The sequence below is a fragment of the Pseudomonas sp. PS02288 genome, from assembly GCF_029959715.1.
In the GTDB taxonomy this organism is placed as follows: Bacteria; Pseudomonadota; Gammaproteobacteria; order Pseudomonadales; family Pseudomonadaceae; genus Pseudomonas_O; species Pseudomonas_O kuykendallii.
The window spans coordinates 1-19,033 of sequence record NZ_JASCPA010000063.1; the positions used below are offsets into that span (position 1 = coordinate 1).

Genomic DNA, 19,033 nt, shown 5'->3' on the forward strand with positions numbered 1-19,033 from the left:
ATTGTTGGTTGTTAAACACACACGGCGCGCGCGACTTTTACTACCCCCCCCCCCCCACCCCCCCCCCCCCCCCCCCCCCCCCGGCCCCCCCCCGACCCGGCGGTATCAGAAGTCGTAGTTGAGAGTGGCCATCACGTTGCGTTCCTCACCGTAGTAGCACTGGTAGAGGCTGTTGCATGCAGCGACGTACTTCTCGTTGGTGAGGTTGTTCAGGTTGAGCCGGACGCCCACGCCGTCGAGCCCGACGCGGGAAAGGTCGTAGCCGAGCGAGGCATCGAACAACGTGTAGGACGGCAGCCGCAGGGTGTTCTCCGCGTCCGCCCAGCTGCGCCCGAAGTAGCGCGCTCCGCCACCGACCTGCAGGCCGCCCAGCACACCGTCGGCGAAGGTGTAGTCCGCCCACAGCGAGGCCATGTTGCGCGCCACCACGTTGGGCGTGTTGCCCCGGTTGTTGGCGCCGGAGGTGGCGATGTAGTCCTTGGTGTACTCCACGTCCATATACGTGTAGCTGGCGACCAGGTTGCTGTTCGGCGTCGGTCGCGTGCGCGCCTCCAGTTCGACGCCCCTGGAGCGGATCTCGCCCACCGAGCGGAAGAAGTTCTCGCTGGAATCCTTGCTCGACAGGTTCGACTGGGTGAGGTCGAAGTACGACAGCGTGTAGAGGTCGTCGGTGCCCGGCGGCTGGTACTTCAAGCCGACCTCGTACTGCTCGCCCTCGGTGGGTTTGAGCAACGTCACGTCGAAGTTGCCGGTGGTGCCGTTGTAGGCCGGCGAGGTGTTGGGGTTGAACGAATCCGAGTAGCTGACATAGGGCGAAAGGCCGTTGTCGAAGGCGTAGAGCACGCCGATACGCCCGGTGAGCTTGTTCTCCTTGTCGCTGTCCGATTGGTCGCCGTAGATCGAATTGGTCTGCTCGAACGAGGTTTCCACCCAGTCCTGGCGCAGGCCGAGGGAGAAGCGCCAGCGGTCGAGGGCGATCAGGTCCTGCACGTAGAGGCCGGTCTGCTCCAGGCGGCGGCTCTCGTCGTACTGGTGGTAGAAGCTGTAGGTCACCTCGGGCCGCACCCCGGTATAGGGGTTGACCGCGCTGGCGGTGCCACCGTCGTAGTTCACCCGCGCCTTGCGCCGCTGGTAGTCGAGGCCGGTGACCAGGGTGTGCTCGAGCGCTCCGGTGGCGAACTCGAACTGCAGCTGGTTATCCACGCTCCAGGCGTGCAACGCCTCCTGGGCGCCGGTGTAGGCGCGATAGAGGTCGCCATCGGCGCCGTAGCCATACTGGGTCGTGTAGCCGTACTGGTAGACCTGTTCGGAATCCACGCGCGAATCCAGGTACTGGAAGTTCTGCCGCGCGGACACCACGTCGTTGAAGCGGTGTTCGAGCTGGTAGCCGAGCATCTGCTGGTCGCGCTCGAATTTCTCGCGGTCGTCCTCGCCCTCGAAGAAGTGCGTGGAGATGCGTTGCCCGTTGTGCTGATAAACAGTTCCGTCGGCCGGCAGGCCGCCGTGATAGCCACTTTTCGGGTCGTGCTGGAGCATCGCCAGCAGGGTCAGGCGGGTGTCGTCGGTGAAATCGATGCTCAACGAGGGCATCAGCGCGTAACGCTGCTCTTCGATGCCGTCCACCTGGTTGTCGGCGTCCTTGACCACCCCGACCAGCCGGTAGGCCATGCGCTGCTCGTCGCCCAGCGGGCCGGTGAAGTCGAAGGCACCCTGCTTGAGGTCGTTGCTGCCCAGGGTCAGCTGCAGCTGACGATGCGCCTCGTACTCCGGCTTCTTGCTGGTCAACGCCACCAGCCCGCCCGGATTGCTGCGCCCATAGAGCACCGACGACGGCCCCTTCAGCACGTCGATGCGCTCGAGGAAATAGGGGTCGACCTGCAGGCTGCTGTAGGTGCCGCTGTCGCCGAGCATCTTCTGCCCGTCGAGGAACAGGTTGTCCACCGAACCGTCGTTGATCCCGCGCAGCGCCACGTAGTCGTAACGGGTCGTGGCGCCGTAGGGCGTACTCATCAGCCCCGGCGTGTAGCGCAGGGCCTGGGCGACGGTCTGCGAGCCCTGATCGTCCATCTGCTGGCGGGTGACCACCGAGACGCTCTGCGAGGTTTCCAGCAACGGCAGGCTGGTCTTGGTCGCCACGCTGCTGTGGGTGGCGTTGTAGCCCTCCATCGAACCCAGCGCGTTACCCAGGCTGCCCTGCACGTGCAGCGTCTGCAGCTCGACCGGCGCGCTTTCCGCCACCAGCGAATAGTTGCCCTGGGCATCGCGTACCGCGCGCAGGCCGCTGCCGCGAAGCAGCGCGGCGAAACCCTGGTCGACCGCGTATTCACCGCGCAGCCCGCTGGAGTTCAAGCCTTGCACCAGGTTGCCATCCACCGACAGCAGCACCCCGGCGTCGCCGGCGAAGCGGCTCAGCGCGCTGGACAGCGGCCCGGCAGGGATCTCGTAGCGGCGGGCATCGGTTTCGGCGGCACTCGCCGGCGGTGCGGCGAGAATGCTCAGCGGCAGCGCGATGACGGCGGCACGGACGGCGCGCGTCAGCGGACGCGGTGTGCAAGGCAGAGAGCGGGAGCGCATGGCAGGACCTTTGTTCTCGTTGAAGGGCGGTGATTGCCTCTAAAGCCAAGCGAGAACGAAAAAGGGGAACCGCCCGAACGATTTTTTTTGCTGCCGCGCATCAGGCCGGCTCCAGGCTCACCCACCATGGCAAGCGACGCTGCACGCGCACCGGCAGGGTGCCGGCGAGCGCATCGAGCACGCGCTCGGTATCGGCCAGCGGGAAGGCGCCGACCACGCGCAGCCCGGCGATGCGCGGATCGCAGCCTAGGTAGCCGTGGCGGTAGCGGCCCAGTTCGGCGAGGAACGCGTCGAGGCGCATGTCGTCGGCCAGCAGCATGCCGCCGGACCAGGCCTGCGCGGCGCGTTGCAGCGGTCCGCTGGTGACCGCCCCAGCGGAGGAAAACCGCCATTGCCGGCCGGCCGACAGCAGCGTCGCCGCCGACCCTGCGCCGCGCAGCATGAAGTCGCCGGCATACAGGCTGAGCTGGGTTTCACCGTCGAGCTGGCGCAGCGAAAAGTGCGCGCCCCGCTCGCTGCGCAGCACGCCCTCGGCACTGCGCACCAGCAACGGCCGGCGTTCCGTCGGGGCGTCGACGAGGATCTCGCCGCGGTACAGCGACAGGGTCCGCGCGGCATCGTCGAACGCGATGTCGACCGCGCTGTCGGTGTTCAGCCACAGTTGCGAGCCATCGGCCAGGCGCAGGTCGCGGATTTCGCCAACCGCGCTGCGCTGGCTGGCGAACCAGCCGCGCGCGCCCAGGCGATCGACGCCGAGCCAGCCCAGCACGCCACCGCCGCAGAGCACGCTCAGGGTCCTCAACGCCTGCCGGCGACCGCAGCGGCTGCCGAGCATACTGGCGGCCGCGCGACCGCCGGGCTCGCTGGAGAGACGCTGCAGCTGGCCGCTGAGACGCTCCACCTTGCGCCAGGCATGGGCATGATCCGGATGCGTCAGCCAGGCCTGCCAGGCCTGCCGTTCGTCATCGCCCACGCGCCCGGAATGCAGCACGGCGAACCAGTCCGCCGCTTCCTGCAACACGCGGAACTCCTGGCTCATCAGGCGTCGTCCATCAGCGTCAGGCACTGCAGCATCGCCTGCGCCATGTACTTCTTCACCATCCGCTCGGAGACGCCCAGCTCGCCGGCGATCTGCAGGTAGGTGAGGCCGTGCAGCTGGGAGAGCAGAAAGGCGTGGCGGACCTTTTCCGGCAGCCGCGCCAGCAGCGCATCCACCTGCAGCAGCGTCTCGACGATCAGCGCGCGGGTTTCCGGCGAGGGCGCCAGTGTCTCCGGTTGCAGCGCAAGCGCATCGAGATACGCCTGCTCGATCTGCCGGCGCCGCCAGTGGTTGACCAGCAGGCTCTTGGCGATGGTGTGCAGGTAGGCGCGTGGCTCGCGGATGGCGGCGACGTCGTGATCGCGGGCGAGCACGCGGAGGAAAGTGTCCTGGGCGAGGTCGGCGGCGTTATGCGCGCATCCGAGCTGGTGCCTCAGCCAGCCTTGCAGCCAGCCGTGGTGATCGGCATAGAGCCGCTGCAGGTCGTTCGGCCTGACTATGCCTTCGCTGTTCATGGAAATCCCCCGCCCCTTTCGGGCAAATGATAATTAATATCATAAAGGGCTTCCAGCGGCGATCAGTCCAGCCGTTGCGCCAGCCGCACCAGGTCGTCGCGCCAGTCCACCGCCTTCGGCAGGGCGAGGAAATGCGGGTTGAGGTAGGACTCGCGTGGTTCGTAGGTCAGCGGCGCGCCGGCGATGTCGAGCACCTCGCCGCCCGCGCCTTCGAGCACGCCCTGGGCCGCCGCGGTGTCCCACTGCGAGGTGGGGGCCAGGCGCGGATAACAGTCGGCCGCGCCCTCGGCGAGCAGGCAGAACTTCAACGAGCTGCCGACGCTGGCCAGCTGCAGGTCGCCGAAGCGCTCGCTCAGCCCCTGCAGCAGGCGTTCCTGCGCCGGGCTGGAATGGCGGCGGCTGGCAACTACGGTGAAACGCTCCGCCGGCTGCGCGCGCACGGCGATCGGCATGGGCGCGCCATCGCGCTCGCACAGGAACGCACCGCTGCCGGCGCCGCCGTAATAGCAGCGCCCGGAACAGGGAATCCCGACCACACCGAACAGCACGCGGCCGCGCTCGATCAGGGCGACGTTGACGGTGAATTCCTCGGAGCCGGCGATGAACTCCTTGGTGCCGTCCAGCGGGTCGACCAGCCACCAGCGCTGCCAGCGTTCGCGCTCGCCCAGGGCGATCTCGCAATCCTCCTCGGACAGCACCGGAATCGTCGGATCGAGCGCCCGCAGGCCGTCCGCCAGCACCCGATGGGCGGCGAGGTCGGCGGCGGTGACAGGCGAGGCGTCGGACTTTTCCCGCACCGCCAGGTCGCTGCGCCAATAGGGCATGATCGCCGCGCCGGCGCGCTGCACCAGCTCGATCACCGCGGGCAGCAGAGCGGCGCTCACAGGACGAATTCGCCGCGCTGGCCGAGCAGGTCGCGCGCCAGGTACAACGCCGCCAGGGCGCGGCCCTCGCTGAACTGCGGGTGCTGCACCAGGCTCGACAGTTCGCGCAGGTTGACCTGGCTGACGCCCAGCGGCTCGGGCTCGTCGCCCGGCAGACTTTCCGGGTAGAGGTCGCGGGCCAGCACCACCTGGATCTTCTGGCTCATGTAGCCCGGCGACAGCGACAGCTCGGTGAGGTACTCCAGGCGCCGCGCGCCGAAGCCGGCCTCTTCCTTGAGCTCGCGCTCGGCGGCGACCAGCACGTCCTCGCCCGGCTCGATGAGACCCTTGGGCAGCGACAATTGGTAGTCGTCGGTGCCCGCGCAATATTCTTCCACCAGCAGCGCGTGGTCGCTGTCGGCCAGCGCCACGATCATCACCGCGCCGTAGCCGACGCCCTTGCTGGCGAGCCGTTCGTAGGTCCGCTCGACGCCGTTGGAGAAGCGCAATTGCAGCTCCTCGACGGAAAACAGGCGACTTTTGGCGACGATCTCGCGGGCGAGTACGGTGGGTTTCTGACGCATGGGCTGACTCCTTGGCGCGAACGGGTATCATACCGCGCCTTTCCCGATTATCCCCGTCGGAGATTCACCGCCCAGCGCGACCGGCCGCGAGGAACCCGCCATGACCACCCTGCCCTGGTCCGAAATCGACACCGTGCTGCTCGACATGGACGGCACCCTGCTCGACCTGCACTTCGACAACCACTTCTGGCTGGAACACCTGCCGCGGCGCTATGCCGAGCATCACGGCGTGTCCGCCGAACGGGCCCGCGCCGAGCTGCTGCCGTTGTTCCGCGAACATGCCGGCACGCTGAACTGGTACTGCACGGATTTCTGGAGCCGCGAGCTGGGCCTGTCGATCCGCGAGATCAAGCGTGAAGTGGCCCACCTGATCGCCCTGCGGCCCGACGCCGACACCTTCCTCGCCGCCGTGCGCGCCGCCGGCAAGCGGGTCGCGCTGATCACCAACGCACACCGCGATTCGCTGTCGCTGAAGATGGAAAAGGTCGCCCTGGCGCCCTATTTCGACCGCCTCATCAGCTCCCACGACTACGGCTTTCCCAAGGAAGACCAGCAGTTCTGGTTCGCCCTGCAAGAGGACTTCGGGTTCGATCCGGCGCGCAGCCTGTTCATCGACGACAGCCTGCCGATCCTGCGCAGCGCGCGGCAGTTCGGCGTCGCCCAGTTGCTCGCCGTGCGCCAGCCGGACAGCCGCGGCCAGTTGCGCGACACCGAGGAGTTCGCCGCCGTCGAGGATTATCGCCAGGTGCTGCCCGGCGCCCTGGCGGAGGCCTGAGCCGTGGACATCAAGCAGCTGCGTTTTCTGATCGCCCTCGACGAGACGCGCCATTTCGGCCAGGCCGCGGCGCGCTGCCATATCACCCAGCCGACCCTGTCGATGCGCCTGCGCGGCCTGGAAGAGGAACTCGGCCTGGAGCTGGTGCGGCGCGGCCAGCGTTTCGAGGGTTTCACCGAGCCGGGCGAACGCATCCTAGCCTGGGCGCGGACCACCCTGGCGGCGGTCGACGGCCTGCAGGCGGAGGCCGCCGCCTGCCGCGGCAACCTGGTCGGCACCCTGCGGCTAGGCATGGTGCCGCTGTCCAGCTTCGACCCATTGCCGCTGCTGCGACGCCTCAACCAGCGCCACCCGAGCCTGCGCTTCCAGCTCTCGGCACTGAGTTCGGAGCAAATCCTCGAACAGCTCGCGAGCAACCGGCTGGACCTCGGCCTCTCCTACCTGGACGGGCTGGATGCGCGGCATTTCCACAGCCTGGCGCTGCTCGAGACGCGCATGGGCCTGCTCTACGATCCGGCCCACTTCACGTTCGGCGCCGGTGCGCTGAGCTGGGACGCGCTCATCGAGCTGCCGCTGGGAATGCTGTCCGGCGGCATGCACTTTCGCCAGTCCATCGACCACGCGTTCCGTTCCCGTGGTCTGAAAGTACAGCCGCTGCTGGAGACCGACGCGGTGCACCAGTTGCTCCAGGCGGTGCGCGGTGGCCTCTGCTGCGCGGTGATGCCGCTGGACAGCGGGCTCGCCGGGCTGGTGGAGAATCTTTGCCTGCACCCGATCGACGACGCCCATACGCTGGCGCCGCTGGGCCTGATCATGCGTCACAGTGAGCCGCGCTCGGCGCTCGCCGATGCCTGTTTCGCGCAGATGATCGAGCTGCTGGAGGCGGCGGGAAGCGGTTGACCGCAGGAACCCCGCCTGCGCACGCTATCTAAACAGCACGCCTTTCTGATCCGGATCGCCATGCCTCTGCCCACGCTCGACGCCCGCACCGCCCGCTTCCTGCCCTGGATCGTGGCCATCGCCTTCTTCATGCAGACCCTGGACGGGACCATCCTCAACACCGCGCTGCCGGCGATGGCCGCCGACCTCGCCGAGAACCCGCTGCGCATGCACGGCGTGGTGATCGCCTACATGCTCACCGTGGCGCTGCTGATTCCCGCCTCCGGCTGGATCGCCGACCGCTTCGGCACGCGGCGGATCTTCTTCGCCGCGATCCTGCTGTTCAGCGTCGGTTCGCTGCTCTGCGCCCTCTCGCACAACTTCAGCCAACTGGTCTGCGCCCGTGTGCTGCAGGCCATTGGCGGCGCGCTGATGATGCCGGTGGGACGCCTGGTGGTGCTGCGCGCCTACCCGCGCAGCGACCTGGTGCGGATCATGAGCTTCATCACCCTGCCCGGCCTGGTAGGCCCGCTGATAGGCCCGACCCTCGGCGGCTGGCTGGTGGAATACGCCTCCTGGCACTGGATCTTCCTGATCAACCTGCCGGTCGGCGCGCTCGGCTGCTGGGCCGCGCTGCGCTACATGCCGGACCTGCGCGGCGCCGAACGCACGCGCTTCGACGGCGTCGGCTTCGCCCTGTTCGGGGCCGCGATGGTGCTGATCACCATCGCCCTGGAGGGCCTCGGCGAGCTGAAACTGCCGCACGTGCGGGTGATGCTCCTGCTGGTCGGCGGCCTCGCCTGCCTCGCCGCCTACTGGCTGCGTGCCGGCAAGGTCGACAAACCGCTGTTCAGCCCCAGCCTGTTCGCCAACCGCAGCTTCGCCGTGGGCATCCTCGGCAACCTGTTCGCACGCCTGGGCAGCGGCGCGCTGCCGTTCCTCACGCCGCTGCTGCTGCAGGTGGCGATGGGCTATTCGCCGGCCCAGGCCGGGATGAGCATGATCCCGCTGGCCGCCGCGGCGATGGCGATGAAACCGCTGGCCAAGCCGCTGATCGACCGTCTCGGCTACCGCACCATCCTCACCGGCAACACCCTGCTGCTCGGCATGCTGATCGCCAGCCTGGCGCTGGCCGGCGAGGGCCTGCCGTACCCGCTGCTGCTGGTGCAACTGGCCTTCATCGGCGCGATCAACTCGCTGCAGTTCACCGCGATGAACACCATCACCCTGATCGGCCTGCGCGACGAGGAAGCCAGCAGCGGCAACAGCCTGCTCTCGGTGGTGGTGCAACTGGCGATGAGCCTCGGCGTGGCCTCGGCCGCGGCACTGCTCGGCGGCTTCACCCTGGACGACGGCGGCTCGGTGCTGCACGCCTTCCAGATGACCTTCCTCTGCATCGGCGGGCTGTCGATGCTGGCGGCATTCATCTTCCTCCAGCTCGACGACCGCGAAGGCCGCAGCAGCAAGGACCTCGACAGCAAGATCGAAGTGGAGGGCTGAGGCGCGCTCCGGCCGGACTCGCGCCCGTGAGCCGCCTGCCGGCCTGAGCCGCGGCCGGCGCGCCTGTTACACTGCGCGACATTTCCGCACCCAGGCCGCTTCCGTGACCACGACCGCTTTTTCCTCCCTGCCGCTTTCCGCGGCCATGCTGGCCAACCTGGAGGCGCTCGGCTACGCGTCGATGACGCCGATCCAGGCGCAGAGCCTGCCGGTGATCCTCAAGGGCATGGACCTGATCGCCCAGGCCAAGACCGGCAGCGGCAAGACCGCCGCGTTCGGCATTGGCCTGCTGAACCCGCTCAACCCGCGCTACTTCGGCTGCCAGGCCCTGGTGCTCTGCCCGACCCGCGAACTCGCCGACCAGGTCGCCAAGGAGCTGCGCCGGCTGGCCCGCGCCGCCGACAACATCAAGATCCTCACGCTCTGCGGCGGCGTCTCCATCGGCCCGCAGATCGGCTCGCTGGAGCACGGCGCCCACGTCATCGTCGGGACGCCGGGACGCATCCAGGAGCACCTGAAGAAGGGCACGCTGAAACTCGACGGGCTCAATACGCTGATCCTCGACGAAGCCGACCGCATGCTCGACATGGGCTTCTACGACGCCATCGCCGAGATCATCGGGCAGACCCCGGCGAAGCGGCAGACGCTGCTGTTTTCCGCCACCTACCCGGCGGCGATCAAGCAGCTCTCCGCGGCGTTCATGCGCGACCCGCAGCAGGTCCGCATCGAAGCCCTGCACGATGGCGAGCAGATCGAGCAGCGCTTCTACGAGATCGCGCCCGAGCAGCGCATGGATGCCGTGCTCAAGCTGCTTGCGGCCTATCGCCCTGAATCCTGCGTGGCCTTCTGCTTCACCAAGCAGCAGTGCCAGGAGCTGGTCGAGCACCTCGGCGCCCACGGCATTTCGGCGATGGCGCTGAACGGCGACCTGGAGCAGCGCGACCGCGACCAAGTGCTGGCGATGTTCGCCAACCGCAGCCTGTCGGTGCTGGTGGCCACCGATGTCGCGGCCCGCGGGCTGGACATCGATGCGCTGGACATGGTGATCAACGTCGAACTGGCGCGCGATGCGGAAATCCACATCCACCGGGTCGGCCGCACCGGGCGCGCCGGCAACAAGGGCCTGGCGATGAGCCTGGTCGCCCCCGCCGAGGCGCATCGCGCCCAGGCCATCGAGACGCTGCAGAAGGCACCACTCAACTGGCACCCGCTGAACAGCCTGAAACCCCGCGATGGCGCGCCGCTTCAGGCGCCGATGACGACCTTGTGCATCAACGGCGGACGCAAGGAGAAGATCCGCCCCGGCGACATCCTCGGCGCGCTCACCGGCGAGGCCGGCATTCCCGGCGCCCAGGTCGGCAAGATCGCCATCTTCGACTTCCAGGCGTTCGTCGCCGTCGAACGCGGGATCGCCCGTCAGGCGCTCAAGCGCCTCGCCGAGGGCAGGATCAAGGGCAAGTCGTTCAAGGTGCGGATGCTCTGAGGGCGGCGCATGGCGGGCCGTCGAGCGCCCGCCATGTCCGTCCGACGGCGCCGCGCACTCACTTCTTCATCTGCTGGAGCACCGGCGCGCACTGGTCGGCCTGGCCACCGCTGGGCGCCACCAGCGCCAGCAGCCCGGCCACCGGCGCCACCGCCACGCCCAGCGCGATCAGCCCCGCACCGCGCGCCACCAACTGGCCGGCGTGAACGCCCGGCTTGGGCTCCTTGAAGGTCCCGCGCACATAGAGCGGCGAGCGCAGCGAGATGATCCGCACGCCCTTGGACTTGGGCACGATGTCGAAATCCATCTGCTCGGTCTTCATGTTCGCCCAGCCGTCGATGCGGATCACCGCGTTCTCGGTATCGAGCAGGAACACCCGGCTGGTGGCCAGGCCGTCCTTGATGCCGAGGTCGGCGGCGGCGCAGTTGATCTGCACCTCGTCATCGCCGAACAACCGGCTCGCCAGGTAGTTGCCAACGTTCAACCCGGCGATTTCCATCAGGCCGCGGCTGACCACGCCGTCGTTCATCAGCAGACGCAGGTCTCCGTTGGCCGAACCGAGCAGCGCCGCCACCGAGTTGCCGGTGCCGGCGATGCTGGCGTCGCCGTTCAGCTCGCCGAGGCTGCTCTGCATAGCCTGCACCGACGGGAACAGCTGCTTGAGCTTGAGCTGGCGCGCCTTGAGCTGCGCGCTGCCGCGCAACGGCGTCTGCCGCCCGTCGAGGACGATGTGCGTATCCAGCGTACCGCCGGCCATGCCGAAGCGCAGCGGTTCCAGGCTCAGCGCGCCGTCGTTGAGGACCACGTGGGTGTTCAGGTCGCTGATCGGCAGCGTCTCGCCATGCACGATCTTCCTGCCGGTGAAGCTGACGTCTGCGTCCATGCTGCGCCAGGCTTCGGTCTCGAACCGCTCGTAAGGCAGCACCTTGTCCGTCGGCTGCAGGCTGGATTCGCCACGGGCTTTCTTCTCTTCGTTGGAGTCGGCGCCGATCAACGGCGCCAGGTCGCTGAACAGCAACTGGTTGGAGGTCAGCGTGCCGGAGAGCTTGGGCCGCGGCTGGCGCGCGACGAAGGTCAGGCTGCCATGGATGTCGCTGTCGCCGATGCGGCCGTTGAAATCGCGGTACGCGTAGCTGGCGCCGTCGGCGTCCCGCAGTCGCGCGATCAGACGCCCGTCGGTGGCGTACTTCGGACTGTCCGGCAGGACCACGCCGATCAGCGGCTGCAGGTTGCCGAGGCTGTCGCCGGACATCCGCAGGCGCAGGTCGAGCGCGCCGAGGTTCTTCGGATCGGTGAGCGTGCCTTCCACCTGCACGCGGGTCGCGCCGGCGCGCAGATCCACCTGCACCGGGAAGGGCTGGGCGGCGTCCTGCAGGGCCAGCAGGCCGCCGACCTTGCCCTGGCCACTCACGGGCTGTGCGCGATAGCTGCCCTTGGCCTGCCAGGCGAACGCGTAATCCTGCGCCGCGACGCCCTGTTGCGTGCTGGCGTCGGCCCGCGCTTTGCCAACGATATCGCTGAACGGAATTGGCTTGCCTAGCGGCTGCACGTCAACCTGAACCTTGGCCTGCAGGGTCTGATCCTCATAGCGCACCTGACCCTTGTCGAAGCCGATGGTGCCGATGTCCAGCGTCCAGGGCGACGGCTCCTCGTCCTTCGACTCGTCACTGCCCAGATCGAAGGTCCAGTTGTCGCGGCCATCGGCGAGGCGTTCGAGCTCGGCATCGGCGGCGGTCAGCTGAATGCGTGGGATGCGCACGGTCTTCGACAGCAGGGCCAGCGGCGACAGACTCGCCTCGACCCGCTCCAGCGCCACCAGATGATCGCCCTTGGCCCATTCCGGGTTACCGACGCGCAGCTTCTCGGCGCTCACGTGCGGCCAGGGTACCTGCCCGCGCCAGCGTTTCTCGTCGGGCTCGCGGCGCCACTCCACGGCGAGATTGCCGTCGATGGCGAACGGCCGTCCGAGCGCCTCCGACACCTTCTCGTTGATCGTCGGTTTGGCGCGGTTCCAGTCGAAGGTGGCGACGAAGACCACCAGCGCGGCCAGCAACAGCAGCAGCCCGGCAACACTCCAGATCAGAATCTTCTTTGCACGCGTCATGCGCTCCCTCCAGCCAGGCGCCGCGGACGGATGCAGCGCTCCTACCTATCGACTGGAAAACCCCGGCGATGACTCCCCGAACGCTTCGCCAACACCCCATGGGCGGCGGTCGAAAATGCACGCCCAAAGGGCGCCGCGAGGGCAGGCGAATCGCTTTGGTGCAGCCTTAACTGCCTGAAACGGCTGGATTTTCACCAAGCATCAATGAAGTCGATCTTTACTATTCCCTGGAACGACTTTTTGATCGAATTTTCCTGAGTAGTATTGGCTCCGTACCCCACTTATCGCCCCCCAAGAGGAGCCACTCAAATGAAAACTCAAATCCTTGCAAGCGTGATCCTGGCCACCCTGACCTCCACCGCTTTCGCCCTCCCGCAGGCGCCCCAACCGTTCCTGGGCGAAGCCAAGGCCGCCAGCGCCTACCATCAGATCGTCAATCCCCAAGCCGACAGTGGCTTCGAGCGTATCGGCGGCAAGGTCGCTGACAGCGGTTTCGAACGCACCGGTGGCAAAGTCGCCGACAGCGGTTTCGAACGCACTGGCGGTAAAGTTGCCGACAGCGGTTTCGAGCGTACCGGCGGTAAAGTCGCCGACAGCGGTTTCGAACGCACTGGCGGTAAAGTTGCCGACAGCGGTTTCGAGCGTACCGGCGGTAAAGTCGCCGACAGCGGTTTCGAACATACCGGTGGCAAAGTCGCTGACAGTGGCTTCGAACGTACCGGCGGGAAAGTCGCTGACAGCGGTTTCGAGCGCACCGGTGGCAAAGTCGCCGACAGTGGTTTCGAACGTACCGGCGGTAAAGTCGCTTGAAGCCCTCGATAGATGACAAAAGCCCGGCCCGTCCGGGCTTTGTTCATTTTCGGCCAGGGCGTTTCCGCGAATACCCACGCCACACCCCGTCCGCACGCTCAGTGCACGACTGATCACCAGACATCGACGGGCGCGAAATCCTTTTGCTAGAGTGCGGCCACCTCCCCCGCTCGCCGTCGCCGCCGTATGCCACCACGCGCCGAACAGAAACTGCAAACCCGCCACGCCCTGCTGGCTGCCGCACGCAGCCTGATGGACAGCGGGCGCGGCTTCGGCAGCCTGAGCCTGCGCGAAGTCGCACGCTGCGCCGGCATCGTCCCCACGGGCTTCTATCGCCACTTCGAGGGCATGGATCAGCTTGGCCTGGCGCTGGTCGAGGAAGTCGGCGAGACCTTTCGCGAAACCCTGCGCGTGGTGCGCCGCAACGAGTTCGAGCTGGGCGGGCTGGTCGAGGCCAGTACGCGGATTTTCCTCGACGCGGTGAGCGCCAACCGCGAGCAGTTCCTCTTCCTCGCCCGCGAGCAGTACGGCGGCTCGCGCCCGGTGCGCCAGGCCATCTCCAGCCTGCGCCAGCGCATCACCGACGACCTCGCGGCCGACCTCAAGCTGATGAACCGCATGCCGCAGCTCGACGACGCGGCGCTGGACGTGATCTCCGATCTGGTGGTGAAAGCGGTGTTCGCCACCCTCCCCGAACTCATCGACCCGCCCTCCGAATCCCTGCCCGCGCACCTGAGCGCAGAAGCCAAGATCACCCAGCAGCTGCGCTTCATCTTCATCGGCGGCAAGCACTGGCTCGGGCTGAACGGCTCGCGGACCTGATCGCCCGGCGCTGCCCCGCTTTGGCATACTGGCCTGACACCGGACGCCTGAATGCACCATTACCGCGCACGAATTTCACCTGGGCACCAAAGCAAACCTGACCGGGGGTTCAAATTCGGGCAACCCCGCGCCGCAGCGCGTCGTCCATGGGGCCGCACGCACTTGGCAAGTCCCTTGCTCGTACCTCCGCCACGCCAATCCCCGGAAGCCACCATGCTCGTGATTCACCGCCGCATCGAACCCCGCACCGAATGGGACGCCGAACTGGAAATGACCTTCGAGGCCCGCAGCAAGAGCCGCCTGCGCTGCTTCAGCAGCACCGGCGAAGACGTCGGCCTGTTCCTCGAACGCGGCCAGCCGCCACTCGCCGATGGCGAATGCCTGCAGGCCGAGGACGGCCGCATCGTCCGCGTTCGCGCGCGCGCCGAGCCACTGATGCACGTGACCTGCGCCAACGCCTTCGAGCTGACCCGCGCCGCCTACCACCTGGGCAACCGCCACGTCGCCCTGCAACTGGGCGACGGCTGGCTGCGCCTGCCCGACGACTACGTGCTCAGGGACATGCTCGAACAGCTCGGCGCCCATGTCGAAGCCATCGAGGCGCCGTACCAGCCGGAGCACGGCGCCTACGGCGGCGGCCATCACCACTCGCACGCCGGCGAAGCAGAATTCAGCTACGCGCCACGCCTGCACCAGTTCGGCAGCAAACCGTGAATCCCGCCTGGGCCCTGTTGCGCCTGGCCAGCCCGCAGTTGCCGATCGGCGGCTACAGCTATTCCCAGGGCCTGGAAATGGCCGTCGAGCAGGCGCGGGTGAAGGACAGCGCCAGCGCCCGGCGCTGGATCGCCGACCAGTTGCTGCTCAACCTGGCGCGCTTCGAGGCGCCGCTGCTGCTGGCCCACTGCGTGGCCGCCGCCGAGGGTGACTGGGACGAACTCAAACGCCTCGCCGGCGAGCAGCGCGCCAGCCGGGAAACCCGCGAGCTACGCCTGGAAAGCCGGCAGATGGGCTACTCGCTGCAGCAGTTGCTCGAAGGCCTGCCCGAGATGGATGAAGCGGCCCGCACGCTGCTCGGCGAACTCGAAGAACCCGGCCTGGCGGTGACCTGGGCGCTGGCCGCCCGCGCCTGGAAGATCGACGCGCAGGATGCCCTCGCCGCCTGGCTCTGGGGTTGGCTGGAAAACCAGCTGGCGGTACTGATGAAGACCCTGCCGCTCGGCCAGCAGGCCGCGCAGCGGCTGACCTCCGAGCTGTTGCCCGCCTTGCAGCAGGCGCAGCGCGAGGCCAGCGAACGGACCGCGGACACCTGGGGCAGTGCCGCCTTCGGCCTGGCCCTGAGCAGCATGGCTCACGAACGCCAGTACAGCCGCCTGTTCCGCTCGTGAAGGCGCAACCAATCAGCCGCCGCGCGCCCCGTGTGCGCGGCACACAGATAGACATGGGAGAGACAACGATATGAACAGCCAACCCTTGCGTGTCGGCATCGGCGGTCCGGTCGGCTCCGGCAAGACCGCGCTGACCCTCGCGCTGTGCCTGGCGCTGCGCGAACGCTACAACCTCGCCGTGGTGACCAACGACATCTATACCCAGGAAGACGCGCAGTTCCTGGTGCGCAACGAAGCCCTGGCACCGGAGCGAATCATCGGCGTGGAAACCGGCGGTTGCCCGCACACGGCGATCCGCGAGGACGCCTCGATCAACCTGGAAGCCGTCGACCAGCTCAACCGGCGCTTCCCCGGCCTGGACCTGATCATCGTCGAATCCGGAGGCGACAACCTCTCGGCGACCTTCAGCCCCGAGCTGTCCGACTTGACCATCTACGTGATCGACGTGTCCGCCGGCGACAAGCTGCCGCGCAAGGGCGGCCCGGGTATCTGCAAGTCCGACCTGCTGGTGATCAACAAGATCGACCTCGCCCCGCTGGTCGGCGCTTCGCTGGAGATGATGGACAGCGACACCCGCAAGATGCGCGGCGACAAGCCGTTCGTCTTCAGTAACCAGAAGGTCGGCCAGGGTCTGGACCAGATCATCGCCTTCATCGAACGCCACGGCATGCTCAGCGCCGCCTGAGCCCATCACCAGGAGACCTCCATGAAGCTTCGCCACTCGCTCTACGCCCTTGCCCTTGCCCTCGCCTTCACCCCGGCGCTGGCCTTCGCCCACCCGGGCCATGACGCTTCCGGGTTGATGTCGGGCATCGCCCACCCGATCACCGGCCTGGACCACCTGCTGGCGATGCTCGCCGTCGGCCTCTGGGCGGCGCAGCAGAAAGGCGCCGCGCGCTGGGCCCTGCCGGCGACCTTCGTCGGCACCATGCTGATCGGCGGGCTGTTCGGCTTCGAGGGCATGGAACTGCCGTTCATGGAACAGGGCATCGCCAGCTCGGTGCTCGCCCTCGGCCTGCTGGTCGCCGTCGCGGTACGTCCACCGATGGCCGTGGCGGTCGGCCTGACCGCGCTGTTCGCCCTCGCCCACGGCGTCGCCCACGGCCTCGAGCTGCCGGAAATCGCCAGCCCCTGGGGCTATGCCGCCGGTTTCGTCGCCGCCACCGCCGCGCTGCATGCCATAGGCTATGCGCTGGTGCGCGTCCTGCCGCAAGCCGCCTCGCCACTGGTACGCCTCGCCGGCGCCGCCTCGGCCCTCACCGGCGCCTGGATGCTGGCCGGCTGATAACCGCAACGCTGATGGTGCGCATGGCGCACCCTACGGTGTACATCGCTCTCGTAGGGTGCGCCGCGCGCACCAATCACCCCGCGCCGCGCCCGACCTTCCACGCCCGCCCGAGCAACGGTGCGCATGGCGCACCCTACGGTATGCTCCGCTCTCGTAGGGTGCGCCGCGCGCACCAATCCCACCCGCACCGCGCCCGACCTTCCACGCCCGCCCGTTTGGGCAACGGTGCGCATGGCGCACCCTACGGTGCGTGCACCGCTCTCGTAGGGTGCGCCGTGCGCACCAATCACCCGCTCCACGCACCGCCGCACCTGCCCTTTCGCCAGCCGCTTTGGCATAGTCGACCACTCCCGCCTCGCCCGATGGACTGACCATGCTGCGCTTCGCCCGCTTCCTGCTGATTCCTCTGCTGCTGCTCGCCGCCGTGCTGCTTGGTCTGCTGCTAATCAGTCATCCGGCCAGCCGCCCGCCGGTGCTCATCGAACTCGGCGAGCAGCCACTGGTGATCGCCCACCGCGGTGGCATGGGCCTGTGGCCGGAGAACACCCTGTTCGCCTTCGAGCGCGCCGATGCGCTGGGCGTGGACATGCTGGAAATGGACGTGCGCGCCAGCCGGGACGGCGAGCTGGTGGTGATCCACGACGAGGCGCTGGAGCGCACCAGCAACGGCCGCGGGCCGGTGGCGGCGCTGAGCCTGGCGCAGTTGCAGGCGCTCGACGCCGGCTACACCTGGACCGCCGACGGTGGTGAAACCTACCCATACCGCGGCCAAGGCATCCGCATCCCGAGCCTGGCCGAAGTCTTCGCGCGGCTGCCGGAGCGGCCCAAGTCGATCGAGATCAAGAGCGCCGACGCCGGCGTGGAGGAGCGCCTGTGTGCACTGCTGAAAAGCGCCGGCCAGCGCGACAAGGTGATCGTCGCCAGCTTCCACGAGCGCAGCCTGCAACTGTTCCGCGAGCTCTGCCCCGGCGTCGCTACCGCCGCGGGGCCGACCTCGGTGCGCCTGCTGGCGGCGCTGAACGGGGTCGGCCTGGCCGGCGTGCTCTCGCCGTCCTACCAGGTGCTGCAGATTCCGCCGCGCAGCGGCGACACCCGGCTCGCCTCCGCGCGGCTGTTCGCCAACGCGAGGGCGCGCGGCCTGGCTGTGCACCTGTGGACGATCAACGAGCAGCCGGAAATGCGTCAGTTGCTGGACATGGGTGCCGACGGGCTGATCACCGACTACCCCGAGCGTGCCCTGCAGCTGCTCGGCCGGCCGACGCGCATCGCCCCCAGGCCCTGATCAGCGCCCCAGCAGGCCCGGCAGTGCCTCGCCAATCAGGCTGCTGCCGGCGATCACCAGCAGGCTGAAGACGATCCAGCGAATCGCCCGCAGCGACAGTGGCGGCGGGTAGCGCTTGACCAGCCAGCTGAGGACCAGCACCAGCGGCAAGGCTTCGGCGCTGAGCAGCAGCACGTTGAGGGTGAAATGCCCCTGCACCAGCACCAGGGCGATGCGCAGCAGCGCATTGGCGGCGAACACCGCGACCAGCGTGTTGCGGATGATTTCGTAGGGCAGCGGCTGGCGGTACAGGTGGTAGACCACCGGCGGCCCGCCGCTGGCGAAGAGCCCGCCGAGCAGGCCGGTGAGCGCGCCGGCGACGTGGAACGACAGCGGCCCGGAGCGCTGCGCGCGCGGTCGGGTCTGCATCACCAGCATCAGGCTGCAGAGCAGGATCACCCCGCCCAGCAGCACCCGCAGCAGCGTCACCTGGCTGCCGCTGAGCCAGCCGAGCAGCAGGATGCCGATCACCACGCCGGGCAGGCTGGTGACGAGCAGCGGACGCAGCACGCTCATGTCCATGCGTGTCTTCGAGCCGGCCAGGGTCACCGCCGCGTTGAACAACGTCAGCACGCTGACCGCGATGGACACCTCGTTCAGCGGTGCCAGGTGCAGCATCGCGACCAGGCCCAGCAGGATCAGCCCGAAGGCGAAACCGGTGAGGCTCTGGGCGAAGGTGGCCAGCGCCACGCAGATCAGAAAAGCCAGATGCAACCAGATGCTCATACCCTGTACTCAGGACCTTGGGGCGTGCGGTGCGCCACCGCGTTTTCAGGGTATCGCCGGCATCAGCGCGCGTTCGCCTCGCGCTCGCGCAACACGTCCGCCATCCTGCTGCCGAACAGCCGGCCCACGGCCTCGCCGTCGCCGCCGGCCTCGTCGAATGCTTCCACCACAGCCTCCAGCGTCGGCCGGGTCTGGGTCAGCAACGCGATCACATAATCCTCGGCGCTGACGCCGGTGTGCGCATGGTAGCGCCGAAGCAGCTGCAACTGGTCGTCGGACAGGTTCAATTCGAGTGTTTCGCTCATCGTGCGCTCCGTGGGTAATGCCGATACGGCTCGGGTCTCCAGGTTCGCATGGTCGGGAAA

General features: G+C 67.9%; 19 protein-coding genes. 11 read left to right on the top strand and 8 right to left on the bottom strand.

Going from position 1 to position 19,033, the window contains the following annotated elements:
* Window positions 1–105: 105 nt before the first annotated feature.
* The 5 genes from QMX85_RS20010 to nudE all read right to left on the bottom strand — a co-directional run bounded on the left by QMX85_RS20010 (window position 106) and on the right by nudE (window position 5,575).
* Window positions 106–2,574, bottom strand: coding sequence for a TonB-dependent siderophore receptor (locus QMX85_RS20010; RefSeq protein WP_282343840.1), 2,469 nt, complete (start codon window positions 2,572–2,574; stop codon window positions 106–108).
* Between the two features lie 100 nt (window positions 2,575–2,674).
* Window positions 2,675–3,613 carry a FecR domain-containing protein gene (locus tag QMX85_RS20015; protein ID WP_282343842.1) on the bottom strand — a complete coding sequence of 313 codons (939 nt, stop codon included), beginning with the start codon at window positions 3,611–3,613 and terminating at the stop codon, window positions 2,675–2,677.
* On the bottom strand, window positions 3,613–4,128 hold the full coding sequence (locus QMX85_RS20020; RefSeq protein WP_282343844.1) for a sigma-70 family RNA polymerase sigma factor: 516 nt from the start codon (window positions 4,126–4,128) through the stop codon (window positions 3,613–3,615). The genes QMX85_RS20015 and QMX85_RS20020 overlap by 1 nt, the downstream gene beginning before the upstream one ends.
* A 62-nt stretch (window positions 4,129–4,190) precedes the next feature.
* Window positions 4,191–5,012 carry a 3'(2'),5'-bisphosphate nucleotidase CysQ gene (cysQ, locus tag QMX85_RS20025; RefSeq protein ID WP_282343846.1) on the bottom strand — a complete coding sequence of 274 codons (822 nt, stop codon included), beginning with the start codon at window positions 5,010–5,012 and terminating at the stop codon, window positions 4,191–4,193.
* On the bottom strand, window positions 5,009–5,575 hold the full coding sequence (gene nudE, locus QMX85_RS20030; RefSeq protein ID WP_282343848.1) for an ADP compounds hydrolase NudE: 567 nt from the start codon (window positions 5,573–5,575) through the stop codon (window positions 5,009–5,011). Before nudE ends, cysQ begins: the two co-directional genes overlap by 4 nt.
* 100 nt (window positions 5,576–5,675) lie before the next feature.
* Here nudE and yrfG point away from each other — a divergent pair, with 100 nt between their 5' ends.
* The 4 genes from yrfG (at window position 5,676) to dbpA (ending at window position 10,212) form a co-directional block, all read left to right on the top strand.
* A complete protein-coding gene (gene yrfG, locus QMX85_RS20035; RefSeq protein WP_282343850.1) occupies window positions 5,676–6,350 on the top strand; it encodes a GMP/IMP nucleotidase in 675 nt (224 codons plus the stop codon).
* A gap of 3 nt (window positions 6,351–6,353) precedes the next feature.
* A complete protein-coding gene (locus QMX85_RS20040) occupies window positions 6,354–7,250 on the top strand; it encodes a LysR family transcriptional regulator (RefSeq protein WP_090225479.1) in 897 nt (298 codons plus the stop codon).
* 60 nt (window positions 7,251–7,310) lie between these two features.
* Window positions 7,311–8,729 carry a multidrug transporter subunit MdtD gene (gene mdtD, locus QMX85_RS20045; protein WP_282343855.1) on the top strand — a complete coding sequence of 473 codons (1,419 nt, stop codon included), beginning with the start codon at window positions 7,311–7,313 and terminating at the stop codon, window positions 8,727–8,729.
* A 103-nt stretch (window positions 8,730–8,832) separates the two neighbouring features.
* On the top strand, window positions 8,833–10,212 hold the full coding sequence (dbpA, locus tag QMX85_RS20050; protein WP_282343857.1) for an ATP-dependent RNA helicase DbpA: 1,380 nt from the start codon (window positions 8,833–8,835) through the stop codon (window positions 10,210–10,212).
* A gap of 58 nt (window positions 10,213–10,270) precedes the next feature.
* Here dbpA and QMX85_RS20055 read toward each other — a convergent pair whose 3' ends face one another.
* Complete coding sequence (locus tag QMX85_RS20055) at window positions 10,271–12,316, bottom strand: AsmA family protein (RefSeq protein WP_282343859.1); 2,046 nt, start codon at window positions 12,314–12,316, stop codon at window positions 10,271–10,273.
* Window positions 12,317–12,625: 309 nt separating this feature from the next.
* Here QMX85_RS20055 and QMX85_RS20060 point away from each other — a divergent pair, with 309 nt between their 5' ends.
* The 7 genes from QMX85_RS20060 to QMX85_RS20090 all read left to right on the top strand — a co-directional run bounded on the left by QMX85_RS20060 (window position 12,626) and on the right by QMX85_RS20090 (window position 17,903).
* A complete protein-coding gene (locus QMX85_RS20060) occupies window positions 12,626–13,126 on the top strand; it encodes a hypothetical protein (RefSeq protein ID WP_282343861.1) in 501 nt (166 codons plus the stop codon).
* 186 nt (window positions 13,127–13,312) lie between these two features.
* On the top strand, window positions 13,313–13,948 hold the full coding sequence (locus tag QMX85_RS20065) for a TetR family transcriptional regulator (RefSeq protein WP_273230474.1): 636 nt from the start codon (window positions 13,313–13,315) through the stop codon (window positions 13,946–13,948).
* A gap of 213 nt (window positions 13,949–14,161) precedes the next feature.
* Window positions 14,162–14,662: an urease accessory protein UreE gene (ureE, locus tag QMX85_RS20070; protein ID WP_090225469.1), complete on the top strand. Its 501-nt coding sequence runs from the start codon at window positions 14,162–14,164 to the stop codon at window positions 14,660–14,662.
* Entirely contained in the window at window positions 14,659–15,333 is a 675-nt protein-coding gene (locus QMX85_RS20075; protein WP_282343867.1) for an urease accessory protein UreF, read from the top strand. Before ureE ends, QMX85_RS20075 begins: the two co-directional genes overlap by 4 nt.
* 70 nt (window positions 15,334–15,403) lie before the next feature.
* Window positions 15,404–16,018, top strand: coding sequence for an urease accessory protein UreG (gene ureG, locus QMX85_RS20080; RefSeq protein ID WP_090225466.1), 615 nt, complete (start codon window positions 15,404–15,406; stop codon window positions 16,016–16,018).
* 21 nt (window positions 16,019–16,039) lie between these two features.
* Complete coding sequence (locus QMX85_RS20085) at window positions 16,040–16,618, top strand: HupE/UreJ family protein (protein ID WP_282343871.1); 579 nt, start codon at window positions 16,040–16,042, stop codon at window positions 16,616–16,618.
* A 376-nt stretch (window positions 16,619–16,994) separates the two neighbouring features.
* A complete protein-coding gene (locus QMX85_RS20090; RefSeq protein ID WP_282343873.1) occupies window positions 16,995–17,903 on the top strand; it encodes a glycerophosphodiester phosphodiesterase in 909 nt (302 codons plus the stop codon).
* Here the strand turns inward: QMX85_RS20090 and QMX85_RS20095 are convergent, their stop codons facing one another.
* Window positions 17,904–18,668: a TSUP family transporter gene (locus QMX85_RS20095; RefSeq protein WP_273230464.1), complete on the bottom strand. Its 765-nt coding sequence runs from the start codon at window positions 18,666–18,668 to the stop codon at window positions 17,904–17,906.
* 62 nt (window positions 18,669–18,730) lie between these two features.
* Window positions 18,731–18,973, bottom strand: a complete 243-nt coding sequence (locus QMX85_RS20100; protein ID WP_090225459.1) for a hypothetical protein — start codon at window positions 18,971–18,973, stop codon at window positions 18,731–18,733.
* Between the last annotated feature and the right edge of the window lie 60 nt (window positions 18,974–19,033).